At 43.8% G+C, this 14,544-nt stretch carries 13 protein-coding genes and 4 pseudogenes; 12 read left to right on the top strand and 5 right to left on the bottom strand.

Annotated elements, in window-relative coordinates:
* Positions 1 to 93: 93 nt before the first annotated feature.
* The 5 genes and pseudogenes from tnpA to ACJJJB_RS06310 all read left to right on the top strand — a co-directional run.
* Positions 94 to 249, top strand: a pseudogene (gene tnpA / locus ACJJJB_RS06330) (IS66 family insertion sequence element accessory protein TnpA); the annotation flags it as partial.
* 206 nt (positions 250 to 455) lie between these two features.
* Positions 456 to 710, top strand: a pseudogene (tnpB, locus tag ACJJJB_RS06325) (IS66 family insertion sequence element accessory protein TnpB); the annotation flags it as partial.
* A gap of 112 nt (positions 711 to 822) precedes the next feature.
* Positions 823 to 1,644, top strand: a pseudogene (locus ACJJJB_RS06320) (transposase).
* Positions 1,631 to 2,122: an IS66 family transposase gene (locus ACJJJB_RS06315; RefSeq protein WP_444945190.1), complete on the top strand. Its 492-nt coding sequence runs from the start codon at positions 1,631 to 1,633 to the stop codon at positions 2,120 to 2,122. The pseudogene ACJJJB_RS06320 and the gene ACJJJB_RS06315 overlap by 14 nt, the downstream one beginning before the upstream one ends.
* A gap of 483 nt (positions 2,123 to 2,605) precedes the next feature.
* Entirely contained in the window at positions 2,606 to 3,211 is a 606-nt protein-coding gene (locus ACJJJB_RS06310) for a hypothetical protein (RefSeq protein ID WP_282950838.1), read from the top strand.
* Positions 3,212 to 3,329: 118 nt separating this feature from the next.
* Here ACJJJB_RS06310 and ACJJJB_RS06305 read toward each other — a convergent pair whose 3' ends face one another.
* Positions 3,330 to 3,479 carry a hypothetical protein gene (locus ACJJJB_RS06305; protein WP_444946944.1) on the bottom strand — a complete coding sequence of 50 codons (150 nt, stop codon included), beginning with the start codon at positions 3,477 to 3,479 and terminating at the stop codon, positions 3,330 to 3,332.
* On the opposite strand from ACJJJB_RS06305, the gene ACJJJB_RS06300 reads away from it, so the two are divergent.
* The 4 genes and pseudogenes from ACJJJB_RS06300 to ACJJJB_RS06285 form a co-directional block, all read left to right on the top strand.
* On the top strand, positions 3,444 to 3,533 hold the full coding sequence (locus ACJJJB_RS06300; RefSeq protein WP_169337143.1) for a transposase: 90 nt from the start codon (positions 3,444 to 3,446) through the stop codon (positions 3,531 to 3,533). The genes ACJJJB_RS06305 and ACJJJB_RS06300 overlap by 36 nt on opposite strands.
* 632 nt (positions 3,534 to 4,165) lie before the next feature.
* Positions 4,166 to 4,843 carry a hypothetical protein gene (locus ACJJJB_RS06295; RefSeq protein WP_444945191.1) on the top strand — a complete coding sequence of 226 codons (678 nt, stop codon included), beginning with the start codon at positions 4,166 to 4,168 and terminating at the stop codon, positions 4,841 to 4,843.
* Between the two features lie 24 nt (positions 4,844 to 4,867).
* Positions 4,868 to 5,569 carry a hypothetical protein gene (locus tag ACJJJB_RS06290; protein WP_444945192.1) on the top strand — a complete coding sequence of 234 codons (702 nt, stop codon included), beginning with the start codon at positions 4,868 to 4,870 and terminating at the stop codon, positions 5,567 to 5,569.
* Between the two features lie 303 nt (positions 5,570 to 5,872).
* A pseudogene (locus tag ACJJJB_RS06285) lies at positions 5,873 to 6,605 on the top strand (IS3 family transposase); the annotation flags it as partial.
* A 165-nt stretch (positions 6,606 to 6,770) separates the two neighbouring features.
* Here the strand turns inward: ACJJJB_RS06285 and ACJJJB_RS06280 are convergent.
* The 3 genes from ACJJJB_RS06280 to ACJJJB_RS06270 all read right to left on the bottom strand — a co-directional run bounded on the left by ACJJJB_RS06280 (position 6,771) and on the right by ACJJJB_RS06270 (position 10,153).
* Entirely contained in the window at positions 6,771 to 7,721 is a 951-nt protein-coding gene (locus tag ACJJJB_RS06280) for a DUF5996 family protein (protein ID WP_445365919.1), read from the bottom strand.
* A 126-nt stretch (positions 7,722 to 7,847) separates the two neighbouring features.
* The gene (locus tag ACJJJB_RS06275; RefSeq protein ID WP_020415072.1) at positions 7,848 to 8,789 is read right to left on the bottom strand and encodes an antibiotic biosynthesis monooxygenase; all 942 of its coding nucleotides are present in this window, start codon (positions 8,787 to 8,789) and stop codon (positions 7,848 to 7,850) included.
* A gap of 356 nt (positions 8,790 to 9,145) precedes the next feature.
* Entirely contained in the window at positions 9,146 to 10,153 is a 1,008-nt protein-coding gene (locus tag ACJJJB_RS06270) for a zinc-dependent alcohol dehydrogenase family protein (protein WP_445365918.1), read from the bottom strand.
* 355 nt (positions 10,154 to 10,508) lie between these two features.
* Here ACJJJB_RS06270 and ACJJJB_RS06265 point away from each other — a divergent pair, with 355 nt between their 5' ends.
* Together ACJJJB_RS06265 and ACJJJB_RS06260 are read left to right on the top strand one after the other, a co-directional pair.
* Complete coding sequence (locus ACJJJB_RS06265) at positions 10,509 to 10,673, top strand: serine hydrolase (RefSeq protein ID WP_353375203.1); 165 nt, start codon at positions 10,509 to 10,511, stop codon at positions 10,671 to 10,673.
* Between the two features lie 291 nt (positions 10,674 to 10,964).
* A complete protein-coding gene (locus ACJJJB_RS06260; protein WP_445365917.1) occupies positions 10,965 to 11,990 on the top strand; it encodes an alpha/beta fold hydrolase in 1,026 nt (341 codons plus the stop codon).
* Positions 11,991 to 12,452: 462 nt separating this feature from the next.
* On the opposite strand, the gene ACJJJB_RS06255 is transcribed toward ACJJJB_RS06260, so the two are convergent.
* A complete protein-coding gene (locus tag ACJJJB_RS06255) occupies positions 12,453 to 12,590 on the bottom strand; it encodes a winged helix-turn-helix transcriptional regulator (RefSeq protein WP_445365916.1) in 138 nt (45 codons plus the stop codon).
* Between the two features lie 361 nt (positions 12,591 to 12,951).
* Here ACJJJB_RS06255 and ACJJJB_RS06250 point away from each other — a divergent pair, with 361 nt between their 5' ends.
* Positions 12,952 to 14,265 carry a CAP domain-containing protein gene (locus ACJJJB_RS06250; protein WP_445365915.1) on the top strand — a complete coding sequence of 438 codons (1,314 nt, stop codon included), beginning with the start codon at positions 12,952 to 12,954 and terminating at the stop codon, positions 14,263 to 14,265.
* Positions 14,266 to 14,544 lie beyond the last annotated feature (279 nt).

Raw genomic sequence — 14,544 nt, 5'->3', positions numbered from 1 at the left:
TACAGAGCCCGGTTTCTTATCATCTAAACATTCTAAAAGTAATCGGTAAGCGGTACATGAACCACATTATTCAACTTGCTTTGGCAGACTGGCATGATGCCCCCTCCATCAACTTCGGTGGGAAGCCCCATGAATCAGCAGCAGTGGCAAAGTCATGTCAGCGCCTACGAGAAAAGCTCTCAATCCAAGCGCGCTTATACCCGTAAGCACAACCTAAACTACAGCCAGTTCCCCTACTGGTACCGCAAACTATCTGACAAACGCCTGTGTCTGATATCCCCGACTTTGTTCCCGTGGATATCAAGCCCCTACAGCCACTACGGGAAACCTGGGTGTATTAGAGCTCCCCAATGGCATAAAGCTGGTGATCAACAGTCCGATGTTGTTGGCGCAAACTCCTGGCCTTATGGACCTGTAAATACGATGTGGCTGCTGTTTAACACCAAGTCTGGTTTTACCGTCAGCCGATCGATTTTCTCAATCAGATTGATGGTATCGTGCTGTTGGTGGCTGATACGTTACACAAAGATCCGACACCCGGTCAGCTCTTTGTCTTTCGCAATAAAAAGGCCGATAAAATTCGTATGCTCTATTGTGAAGATAATAGATTTTGGCTCCTTTATAAGCGAAATGAGATTTGGAAAGGCTTACAGTCAGCTATTATTTCAATTCAAATAACTATAGCGCTCTCTCTTTGGTCGACGCTCTAAGCAATAAGAAGACCCTGAAGATCCCCAGGGGTTACTATTCAACAGTACAGAAGTTCGGGATGAAGGTTCTGTAGAGGAAAACGAGGCTGATGGCGACAAAGACCAGGACGATGTGGTTAGTATTGCGACACACAAGCGTCATAAAAAAACAAAGAAAATCTTTGCCGAGCAACTGCCAAGAAAAGAGGTGGTAATCCCCGCCTCAGAACAGGATAAAACCTGTGCATGTGGCTGCCAAAAGAATCTCGTTTATTACGAACGTCATGAGCGCTTGAACTACATATCCCCAATATATGAGGTGATTGTCGAGTTGTCGGTGAAGGTTACCTGTCCCAAAGGCTGTGCAGGCCAAATAGTTATTGCTCCCAAGCCAAAGCATATCCTACCTAAGAATAAGTTTACCGAATCCGTTCTAGCCCACCTCATAGCCAGCAACCTTGATGATCGTCAGCCGTTCTATCACCTGGAAAAACAGTTTGAGACCCATGCCGGCTTTAGTTTCACCCATCAAACCATGGCTCATACTGTTATCGATTGTGCTACTCCCCTACAACCACTGATCAATTTGCTAAAAGATGACGTCATTGGCTAGGATATTGGGGCTTTGAATGCCACATCACTCCAAGTTCTTAATGAACCTGGCCGGCCAGCAAGCCGAAAATCTTATGCCTACTGTTTCCGAGGCGGTCCTCCGGGAAAGGAAGCTATCCTCTATGAATATAATGTCTCGGATCACAATAATGATGTAACTGACGGATTTGTCGGCTTTAAAGGCACGCTGCATTGTGATGCTGATCCATTTTTTGAGTTGTTATTTGAGCAGACAGCTGTAAACCCAAATCATTACAATGCACATGCCCGTCGAAAACTCAAATCCATAGCGAGAGCAGCGCAGGGGGGATGGACTGGCAAAACGGGCAATGCAGTTTTATAAGAAGCTCTATCGGGTTAAAAGGAAAGCCAAAGACAACCATCTATCATCGAAACAAAGGCATGAATTACGACAGCAAGAATCCAAACCCATCATGACCTCCTTTAAGTGCTGGCTGGATAAGCACCATTTACAAGTGCTATTCAAATTCCCTCAGGGTAATGCAGTAAATTACTGTCTGAAATACTGGAATGGGCTTTGTGAATTCCTCAGCGATGATCACTTGGAAATCGATAACAATCTAACAGAGCCGGAAATCAAACCCTTTGTGATGGCACGTAAAAAATTCCTGTTGGCATCTTCGGTCAATGACGCTAGAGCACTATGCTCTGCACTTCAGTTTGATTCGCACTTCCAAGATCCACAGCCTTGCCCTTACCATCTTTATCGATTTCCGATACTCATTTTTGGGGTTTTCTGGCTGGGCCTTCAGGGGCCTAACTTGAATGTATCCATTGGCAAAAAAAATGACTCTTTGTAAAACCTAATTTTCAAACGCTATGAATATACCCAGCCTAAATGCAGCCTGGAGTATCTGATTACGTCACATAATGAACATTATGTGTACACAAAAGACTTGGATCGGTGACGTTTATTTAAAATAGTTTTTTGCTACATCTGTGAATTATTGACTAGGGGGCATTTCTTGATGAAACCATTCCCATTAAGGCCACTCCGCAAATATCACTGAGATGAAACTTATTTTATTTATATTTGTTACAGCATTAATATTGAACAAATAATAACTGCTAAAAGACTATGGCATGTGATTTATAGCCAGACCGCATTCTTGTGCCTTTCCTTACATTTACCTCTTCCTAATTGTTAGTCATTCATTTATATTAATTACTTCAAGTCACAAATATTAACTAACGCTACAAAGTAGCTTTGTATCTTTAATAATCCTTATCTTTTCATTAGGCACTATTAAGGATAAATGGCCAAACCTATCAAAGGGAAAACTATGAAAGCTTTAACTATTTTTTCGCTGTCTATTTTAGCGACGGCATCTGCCGCCTCTTATGCAAATAACTTCTCTGTTAATGTGGTTCAACAACAGTTCGATTGTGCGAACACACCAATTACCTCTCCCCCTGGAGCTAATGTGATAAGGCTTGATTTTCTCCAGAATGAAATGCAGGCACTTCTTGCAGGTGGAACTAGCCAAACAACCATAAAAAAATCTTGTGAGGTCGACTATAAAATAACTCCATTCCCAGGGTACAAGATTGCAGCAATCGAGTTCTCAACAGCTGGCAACTATCTCACTAGCCCTAATTCCATCAATGCAGCCAGAGTGAGAAATCGTGTTAACAATCAAAACCAAACTTTTTCAGACCAAAAATCCTGGTTTGGTGCCGGAGAAATAAAAAGCGACAGTTTTGACAATGTTATCGCAACTACAACTTCAGGTTTAGGCCAGTGTGGTCAATCAGTTTTCGTAGAGACTGATCTGTATAGTGAAATAACTTACCGACCAGTTAGCGATGCTTCTCCAGCTATCACAAACCTCGACCAAGGTAATGGCACCTTTAAGTTAGCAACAGTTGTCTGTGTTCCATGTTTTTAAATGAGGTTCTTCGTAGAATAGTGTGAAAATCCAATATAATTGGTCATGTATTCATCGAAACTGCCAGTTACATCAGGATAAGCAGCCCATTCAGATTGAAGACCACTACTCGCAACTCTTAGGTGTTCAATCTGAATGGAATATGAGTGATGTCGATCTTGATATCGCCGGTGAGTAGGTAGAAGTGAATTGGATACAGTGGAAGGCTTTTTGCAGTGATGTTGGCCACTGTTTGCCCGGTGCGACCATTGTCCTCGACCGCTTTCATATTCGCCTGCACCTCAACAAGGCAGTTGATCAAGCGAGCAGGGGGATTTACTGAAAAAAGGTGACAAGCGTTTATCTAGAAGTAAATATTTTTTGTTGACCAACTCCGAGTAGTGTAAGCGAAAAATTGACGGAAAAAAATTATGCATTTAAAGGACCCTGTCCTGGAAGTAGCGCGCACCTGTTTGATCATAGACCTATTTCGCAATTTTTGGCAATGTATGAGCAGAATTACAACCGAGAGGTTCTTTGAGCGCTGGTAAAGCTGGGCGATACGCAGGGGAATGAATCCGATAAATAAGGTTGCACAAATTCTGAAATGGCACTTGTCCAACCTGCTGACCTACTTTTAGGATCCAATTAGTAACGGTGTTGCGAAGGGGCTGAATTCGAAAATCCAAGGTATAAAATCCAGAGAGAGGAGCTTCTGATCATTCGAGAGTTTTAGAAATAGCATCCTTTTGTCTATAGAAAGCTGGATATGACAACTCAATTATTCACACAATTCTAAGAATCACCTTAAATAGATAAGGTGTAAAAATTAGGCTAATTGCTATGAGTAGCGGTAAGTAACCTATACCGCCACGTCATCATGCTTTGGACTGAAAGCCGAAGACAAAGTTTAACAATAGAGACATATATTATTCAGCGATTTACTAGAAGCTTATTTGAAAAGAAGGATTTGGTATGTTGAAGAATACTAACCGGCACCGACTATCGCCGAAAAAATTGATCGCCTTTATTGCAATATTGTGTTTTACATCCGTACCGAATGCACAAGAAGCATTGAAAGACGTAAATTATGCAGTAATACTGCAAAACCAACAGTTTGATTGTCAGTTTACTGATATCGTCATTGATAACGATGCAGAGGGATTCCCCTATATGCACGTAAACTTCACTGACGAATTAAAGAGTGTTGGAGTTACTGATAAGAAAAGTTGTGAATTAGACTTCTTTGTCTTGATCTTACCTACAAAAAACAACATTCGTCTGAAGTCATTGCAGTTTAGTGTCAAAGGAAACTACCTCGTTAAAAGTAGTTCGATTGCTGCAGCTCGGGTCAGGCTTAGATACAACAACAGTTCGCTCAGCCAATCTGAACAACTTATCGTGATAGCTCCAGAGAATGAAATACGAGAAGAATCATTTGACTTGGATGTCACTCTAGCAACCAAACATCCACCAAGCGATAGTCCAGATGAGGACGATTGCGGCAAACCTGTCTCTATTGAGGCTAGTATATATTCAGAGTTTCAATATGCCCCCGACTCACCGGGTTTTATTCAAATAAACGAAGCTTTTGTGGATCACTCAAGAATGACTTTTGAAGAATGCGACCCCACCCCACCTTTACAATCCTGATGTATTAATAGACGGAGACTTATTATGCTTAAAGCCTATATAATGTATGTAACACTTGTAATATCGCTGATCTGTTTTAATTCAGGGGCCGTGAATGCCAGCGTAGCATACGACAATCAATATAACCAAAGGGGTTCAGACCCCTACAATATTGAACTGATTGCCCAGGAGGGCGATTGCGTAAATAGCAATATAGAGATAAAACAAAGAGCTCCGGGCGAAGGTGATTTGATAAGGATTGATTTCACCAATAAAGAAATGCAAGCAGCCATATCCGACGCCGATTATGCTAATGAAAAATATTTTGATGAAAAAAATTGCTACCTCAAATATAAAATTGTCGTTGACAATCAATCTCAGCTTACGAATGCGGGGTTTTCAGCTGCTGGCTCATTTGTAATTACAAAGTATGGATTTTTGCTATCACAGGTAAGGCATGAATTTCCAGATCAGTATTTTTCTGTCAATGATTCAGCAATCTATGAAGGACATGAATTCTCTGATTACCCCTATAGCGATTCGTTCGACAACCAAATGGTTGATATCAAGCAACATCTTGATAACAGTCAATGCGGCGGAGAGTTCACTATCGAAACCAACCTGCGCACCTTTGTCGCAATTACCCATTTTGATCAGGGGCCTAATTTAATTGACTTCGATCAAGCCCAAGGGGTTTATGATTTATGGAATCTTCATGTCGATCCGTGTAATATCAGTGAAGATTAATAGAGGCTGTTTCATAACTTGCAATCGGCTATTCTCGCACACTCATAGAGTAAAAAGACGGGTGGTTGTGAGCCGATTCAAGTCAGAGTTGACCGACGACCAGTGGAAATTTGAACCCTGCATTCCCCAGCTAAAACGTAGGAAGGGGAGGCCCAAAGCCCATTGATAGCCGAGCATGTATTGAGGGTGTCTTATGGGTTTTGCGCTTAGGCCGTATATAAACCAGCAAGTAGTCTGTAGTGGTTTACTAAACCCGGACACCAATTTAGGTGGTAAAGTTGCCACCGAAAATAGAGGCGTTCAATGAGTAGACAACGTCGATCCTTTTCTCCTGAATTTAAATTAGATGCTGCTCGTTTGGTAGTAGATCAAGGTTACTCAATAGCTGAATCGGCCCACTCACTGGATGTTGGTACAACGGCCCCGCCGTTGGATGAAGCAGCTAGAGTCAGAGCGTGGGGGTAACGCACCTGTAAATAGTGCACTTACCACTGAGCAACAGGAAATTCAGGAGCTTGAAGTCCGTATCAATCGCCTAGAAAGGGAGAAAGAGATACTAAAAAAGGTTACCGCTCTTTTGATGTCCGACGAGATGAATTGTACGCGCTGATAGACCGATTAAGTGAGCATGAGTCCGTAGAACAGGTCTGTAAAGCGTTTGGAATACCTCGATCATGCTACTACGAATACAGGAAACGGAAGGATGTCGTTGATACGCCCAGAATGCAGCTTCGCTCCAAAATCAGTGAGCTCTTTCAGCGCAGCCGTAGCTCTGCAGGTAGTCGTACAATCGTAGGTTTACTTTATGAGCAGGGAATTCCAATCGGACGCTTTAAAGCCCGAAGGCTAATGTATGAGGCCGGCTTGGTTTGTAAGTAACCTGGCCCATAGATATAAGAAAGCAACAGTCGAGCATTTAGATATACCGAATAAATTTGATCGTCGATTTAATGTAGAAAAACCCAATCAAGTTTGGTGTGGTGATATCACCTATATCTGGGCTGGTTCGAGCTGGTGTTACCTGGCTACCATTCTGCTTTTCACCGGTATTGCCATGAAAAGCCAATCACACTGGTGTAGTGGCTATAGCACTCTCGGCAGCTATTAAGCGGCGCATTGACTTGCTTCCGCTAATCAAGCATCTGGAGATGCTGTGATATTCCAGTGAGTCCAAATCAACACAGCCTACAATCCGGAATAATCACCCATTTATTTCAAGTGTAAAGTCCTTTTCCAGCACATTTCTATCCCAGGCAGCACTGTTAGCTGCTGCCTCATAGGTACTTTGTAGAAATTCCAATAACAATTCATCTGGTGAACTCGCATTCCTGACCTCATCATATGAAAGTATGAACTCTCCCAGCTTTTCCGAATAAAAGGCAGAGGCAGGCTTCACCTTCTGAGCAGAATAATTTTCTGGCGCAGGGTAGCAATAAGAATAAAAAGATGCACTTTCAACACCACCTCCCCCGGGCCAAAAACCTGCACTACTCACCTCATGGGAGTAGGCCTCACGAGCAGCCCAGTCGGGAAAATGAGGTACTCCACCCGGATGTGGCGGAGCTTCCCTTCCTGAGAAGCGGGTTACTGCCATATCAAAACTCCCCCAGAAAAAATGAACAGGGCTGCACTTACCAATAAACCGAGATCGGAATTCCTTAAACACTCGATCCATCTGTACCAGGGCCCGCCAGAAGCGAGTGGCATATTCCCGGTCATAATGGCAGTGCTTTTCATCCCCTTCAAAGGGGACTCCATCAGTGACTTCACTAGGGGTGGTAAAAATTGCTACTGGAAGTCCAAGGTCTTTCATTGAGTGCATTATCTTTCGATAAAAAGCAGCAACAGATTGCGGTTTCAAAGGTATAGAGCGGCTATTACCGTCTGAGACTACAATCAATAATTGATGGTCGACGAAGTCAAACTCTATAGTAAAAGCCTTACCATTGTATGGAATCAGCGAAGTATCCAACCCCTTTGCTGTTACATACAGTGGCACATGCCAGGAATGATTGGTCCATGGGGTCTGCACCAAGCGAATTTTTCCTACTATTTGGGTCCACATATGTAAAGTTGATGCCGTTTCTGACCATTGCGCAAATGAAATGTCGGGCCAATCCGTGCTTTTGGAGCGATTGACAGGATTCTTCACGAATTTGTCCTCTTGAAAATCCAAGTTTTATCTTAGTTCTGAAGTTACTTTATAGACCCGGCAGAGAATATTGGCAGAACCAGGCAGATTTCATGGACAATAGATATGCTTGAGTATTGTCACTTCTTACAACGATACAAATAGAAGGATTGCCATCAAATAAAGTAAGACTACGATAGACGCCCCTATAATCGTCGTTTTTGTCTTTACCTCTTCCCCTCCAGAGAGCCAAAAACTAAATACCCTCGTCACAATCGGCATTGCCACCCAAGTCAGGACTGAAACACTAATAAGACTAGAAACAAAAAGTGACATTGCTGACTTCCAATTTTCCATTAAAGGCAGAATCCAAATTGAGATCAGCATAATAATTGGGTAGAGCGCGAGAATAATGAGCATCGCCATTTTCCATTGGGGAGGCAACGCACTATTTTTTATACCTCTGGCATGGGCAAGCCAATCCTCAAAACCTCTCCCAATTTTTTTATATTGTACGCGCTCTAGAAAAGACTCTGCTTCCTCCATAAGCACTTTGTGGATGGGAGATGACAACCAAAGATTGAGGTTTTCCTCGGAATCAAATCGAATAATAATTACCCAGTCATCCTGTAACCCCTTAATGGGTTTTAGAAGTTCTCTTCCAAGAAATCCTGGATGACTTTCTGCAGCCTCCCCAATCTTCCCAAGCCACTTTTTATAGCCCCGAATACGGTCAGGTTTAACACGCTCAAAGACCACAATAGTGGCTGGAACAGTCATCTGCTTGGTATTAACAATCACTTGCTGCTGTATTTTTGCTCCAAACTCCTCTTCACAGGCAGACAAGACTGATCGTAAGTCAGCTTTCTTTAAAAAAATATTTAACTGTTCCACAGCCTCGAACTGAAATAGTTGGACCCACTCTTCTTGAACACCTACGATAGGCTCAATCAGGCTTGCTTCAATAAGCCCATCACAATGAAGAGCTATATCAGAAAACTTTTCATGCCATAGGCAGTAGTCACAGTTCCTGCAGGCAGGAACCTTTTGGGACAGGATTACGCTGGCATTCGATTTAAAGTTGGCCACCAACCAGTTACCAAGATATTCAAGGAAATATGAGGTAAATCACAACTTTCCGGGTACCTGTCGTCTAATCAGGTGCCCATTATTCAATAATCGATAAACTTATTCAGCTCAAGGAATTGTGACGCAAGGATAAGGGTAAGCAAAATGGGCAATATTGCCAAGGCTAAAGAGCCATGCGATAAGAGTCCTCTAACGGCCAAGAAGCCTTAAATGAATACAGCCAGACGTCTTACATTCATCATAAAGTTGTTTTAGATAAGTATGTCTCTTAAGCAAAAAATCATCTCGTAAATAAACGCCACAAGAACTCTGTGGCGTTTGTGATCTGCAGACTCACGCTGGTCTTTTATTAGAATTTAATTGGGTAGATTCTCCCCCACTAAGAGCACCTTACCATTGCGTTCTCCCGCCGCCGCAACTCTTACGGCCTCTTTGATATCCTTGACTGGATAGGTCTCATGAACAGGAGCGGATAATTTTCCTTCTGCCACTAGCCCAGTAATAGTTCCAAACACTTCTTTCTGTCGCTCCGGAGAGGCGGTAGCAAACCACTTGGCCAGCCAGAAGCCCCGTACGGTGATATCTTTGAATATAATAATGCCTGGAGCCAGCAGGCAAGGCTCACCACTGAGAGCACCATAGTTCACCAACGTAGCACCTTCGCAAAGCGCCTCACCCAGGCGGGCGGTCGCCATCCCGCCAACAGCATCAATTCCCAACCGGATCTTAGCCCCATCGGTGGCAGCTTCCACTCTTTGCGCAAGACTCTTTCCATCAACCTCGCCGTCTACCAATACCACATCTGCGCCCGCAGCAAGTAATGGCTCCACCAGGGAGGCCCGGCGTACAACATTCACTACTTTAAGACCCCGAAGCTTCGCCAATGAGGTGAGATAAGACCCTACACCAGAATTGGCAGCGTTCTGGATCACCCAGTCCCCTTCTTTGAGGTCAACAAACTCGCTCAACAAAAGATAAGCAGTAGGTGGGTTGATGGTGATCATGGATAGCTGCACAGGATCTACATCATTGGGCAGCGGGATTAGTCCTTTGGCATCTGCAACCATATGCGTAGCCCAGGTACCACTTCCCACCGGCAGAAGAACAGTCTGGCCAATTGCAGGGCCACTCACATTAGGTCCTTGCTTAATCACTTTCGCAACACCCTCGTTGCCGCCAATAGCCGGTAACGGCGGCAGCATGCCATATTGCCCAGTTAAAGTGAGTACATCAGAGGGGTTGATTGGCGCAGCCAGCATTTCCAACAGAACCTGGCCATCCTCTAATTCGGGCACATCAAATGAAACAGCTTCAATTACATCCTGTGGCACTGGGCCACGTTCACGATATTCCGCTTTCAGCATGTCGCCGTATCCTCTTTTTACTGATATTTTCTCTGGCGGTTCAGGGTGATGGCTATCACCAAGCCTGTTGGCAGTCTACTTACTAATGCCAATTGTTCAAGGATATCGAGACTGTGAATAAGAGAAAGCTAGAGCTACTCTACATAATTGGAATCCCAGAGAGTGCATAAACATTGTTCACATTAAAAAGGTTAATATTTGCCTATCAACCCCATACCTCTAAATTCTTGCCGAAATGTAAAACGAGAACTTATTGAACAGAGAATTAGCCTCACAATTTTCAATAGGTGAGATAAAATAATGATTCATTGGGACATACTGACTCAGTAAAAGTACTGCTAAAGCCCATCCCACCTTGAATTTCAGCAATAGTGGACACGATATCCAATCTGCTGTTATCGAACAGGTTACCAAGAAATCCTTTGTAGAATATTTGAACGAAAATATCTTTGGACCTCTGCAAATGGATCACACTCAGGTAACTAATCTTTTATCCAGGCCCCACCCTCAAGGCTACTAGGCTATGATGGCTCAGATCTAATTGACCTGATTTATTAGGATGTTGTCAGTCTAGCGGGCACCAGTGCGGTACAAACTTAAACAAACCCACTAAAAGTGCGATGACATTTCCAATAGCACAGAACTAAATAGTGCTAGCAGTCCATTCGCTGTCCTGTCGTTGAAAAAATAAATGACAAATGTCGTAAGGATTGAGTGACACCGGCGACTTACTTATGCGAAGCTAGCAACCAATACTCCTTGTAATTTATCTTTACAGCAGCACCGGATAGGTGCTCTCAGGAGGATTACGTTGATCAAAAAAATCGCTTTAACAGTGGGCGCACTGTTATTACTTTTAGGCCTCTCCTGCGTCGTTTGGGTCATTACTGTTCCACCGCTTCCCGAAGCTATAGAGCAACGCCTGCAACGAACCCTAAACCAACCACTGCCCCCTCTGGCGTCAGACGACAGCGGCTTAGTACGCTCCGGGGACATCAATATCTGGTATCAGCTCAAAGCCCCTGCGGAACAACCTGTTCATGGGACTGTTCTATTAATCAATGGAATGGGCTCCTCTTCATTATATTGGCCACCCAAGGTCTATGAACCCCTGCTCGCCGCGGGCTACCAAGTGTTACTCACAGACAACCGAGGTTGCGGTGCTTCCAGTCGCGTTCATAACTGGAGTAAAAAGACCGCTTATGATCTCAGCGACATGATGCAGGATAATATTGAGGTTATGAATACCCTGGGAATTCAGCAGGCCCATGTGATGGGAGCCTCTATGGGCGGAATGATTGCCCAGGAAATGGCTCTGCATCACCCTGCCCGCCTGAGAAGCCTCAGTTCAATTATGTCTTCAGGCTACGTAAATGATCCCGAACTCCCCGTGGAACACGCATTTAAATACAGCATGCTTCGGTTATTTCTGCGCTACGGGCTAAGTGGCTCAGAGGAAGGCATGGTTAGGCTTATGGCCAGCACCTATCACTTTCTCCAGGGACAGGGGGGCTTTGACGTGGAGCATATCACTCGCACCACCCTTTACGAGTTACGTCACAGGAAGGGATTTGACCCCCAACTACCCACTCAACAGGCCACTGCTATCTCTCTCTCGGGTTCGCGATTGCAGCGTCTTGAAAAACTGGAAGTCCCTACACTTGTTATCCATGGCGATAAAGATCCACTCTTGGATATCGCTCATGCCAAAAAATATGCTGCGCGTATTCCAAATGTAAAAACGCTGTGGGTGGATGGTATGGGGCATGCCATGGCGCCGGTATATGTGGAGACATGGATGGAGGAGGTTCTAGAATTCCTGGACACCAACAATTGATGCAAAGGAAAGCAAAGTTACAGCTGTTTCTTCAATTATGAATGGACCAAATTCGCTGTTTCAATTCGTGAAGTACCGTACAGAAATAGTTTAGCTCCCTTAATAGCAGCCTTAATAGCAGCCTTAATAGCAGCCTTAATAGCAGCCTTAGGTCTGAATACAATATAGGATTCTACCAGATTACCCGCAACCGACCTGGCTGTAACGGCCCCAGCACTTTAAGTCCTGATCCAACAGGGTAACCGGCTTACCATCTTTTCCAGCCAAATCCACTGTCACAGGCTCCCCCATCCTTTCACCAATTACAATGGACCACTGTGTATTTGGCCTTTCACTCCAGTCGATCAGAAAAACCAAAGTAGGAACCAGCGCAAAGCATTTCTGGGTTGCGTTATAGAGCAGGTGGTGCGCACCGGGTTTGATTGGGATCTTAACCAGAATGTCAGCTTCTTCCAGGGTACTTCATCTTTGGGTAAGAATATTTCTGGAACCTTGCAGGGTCTCTTGCAATGAATCAAACCGATTTACTCCTCTTAATGCATCACAAACAATAAGCAGGCTCCAGAGATCCCCAATTACAGAAAGCGCCTCTTCAATCACGCATTGAAAAGCGGATTTCTTCCCTCTCGTAACAGTCCTGTGATAACCCAGGGCGCCATAGACTCAGAGGAAGTTTCACTACAAAACTTTCCTGTGTCTCCCCGATTGGTCCATATAAAACCAAAAAATTATTGTGATATACCTTCCACTTTCAATAACTTTAGTTGCATTTTGGAACTTATAATCATTAAATTAGTTCCAAAATGCAACCCATGAGACAGATGATGCGATCCAAACCCACTGTTTTGTGCTCTTCCACAGAGGGGCCTTTACATGACCTCAAAAAAATACGCAGAAGCAAATCATATATCGAATTTACCAAGGCCTTTTAATTAAGCCCGTAACGCCAAGGGTGGTATGGATGGATATTCCTGTGAAAATTTTGACCAAAATATTTTCGATTTCACTCAACATAAAGAAGATCACTCCCCTTTTACTAGCTTGTATGCTTCTTGCTGCCTGTGGGGGTGGAGGTGGTGAGCCCACTCCTGATTTAGACAACCCTACTAACCCAGAACCACAGCCAGAACCACAGCCAGAACCAGAACCAGAACCAGAACCGGAACCGGAACCAGAACCGGAGCCAGAACCGGAGCCAGACCCGAGAGACGATAACTATATTCATGAGTTATCGCAGTTAGAAAAACAGGCTTTACTGGATGCACATAATGACTACCGCTCTAAGTGTGCCAGTGGAGAAGGTAGCGGAATGAACGGACCAGAATCAGCCTCAGACATGATCAAAGTTTTTTGGGACCCTGCGCTTGAAGAAATGGCCAAACAACGAGCACTCAGTTGTTACAATGGTCATTACGGGGGGCCTCAAGGTATTCGAGATGCCTATGATTCGGTTAGACATTTAACCTCCTACAATAGTGAGAGTTTGGCAGGTGGAAAATATGCCACAGAAAATATTGCTCTCTTTACACACAACCCTCCTGCTTCCAACTACGACATTTCAACCTGGAAAGGTGCAGTGTTTGATTGGTATCACGAAAATACTAGTTATGATTGGGAAACCAATGCTTGTTATGGTGAACATTGTGGTCATTGGGCTCAAGTTTGTAATAATGAAACTCGATATATCGGTTGCGCTGTCGCCAACTGCAATACCGGAATAGCTGGTACTGGGAACCCAAACTATGAAGATGGCGCCATACAGGTTGTGTGTACATACTGGCCAGAAAGGGATGCATCTAAAAAACCATTTAATGAGGACCCAATTGGATTATGCGGAAAATGTAGGGCAAATTTTGATACCAACCAATGCCATGAAAATTTGTGTGTTGGGGGCAAGAGCAGTGAATTTTTGTCAAGCGGCCAAATTCAAGATAAACCTGATCAATGCCACGATGGATTAGGTCGATATGAAAAGCTTTGTAATAAAAGTGATGACATTACCCCGCCTTCTGATGTAACAGGCATCACTTATGAAATTTTGAACGGCGCTGTACACCTTAAATGGGAGAACTCACAGGATGATTATGGAATCGGCCATTATGCAATATATAGGCAGCTTCCAAATTTAAATGGTTACGAAGGTCGAACCTGGAAACCCGAGTTTATAGATGAAAATATCCCCGAAGGTATTTCTGAAATTGATTACTATATCAAAGCCATTGATCTAGCAGAGAATAGTTCTGACTTTTCAGTTATTAAGGTTTTCTTAGACTAGGATACCTTAAATGTAGTAGTTCATACCTGAGCTGACAGTTACCGGTTTTTCAAAAGATGTTCTGTCAGGCCAAGCCTGGACTACTACGACTCATATCCCATAATAGTCAGTACCTCCTTTGGCCCGAAAAGTGCCTCGTATTAAACAGAGTAAGCGTTTCGTATCGCTACCTTGTATCGAAGTTCCGTATAATCGGGGCTTACTTAAGCCCCTAATCCAGTTGCAGGATCGACTGTTTACTCGTTACCATCTGCCATCACTAGCGTGTGCTCATTCAAC

Source organism: Microbulbifer variabilis (assembly GCF_052468405.1).
This window is presented reverse-complemented; position numbering and strand designations above follow the sequence as displayed.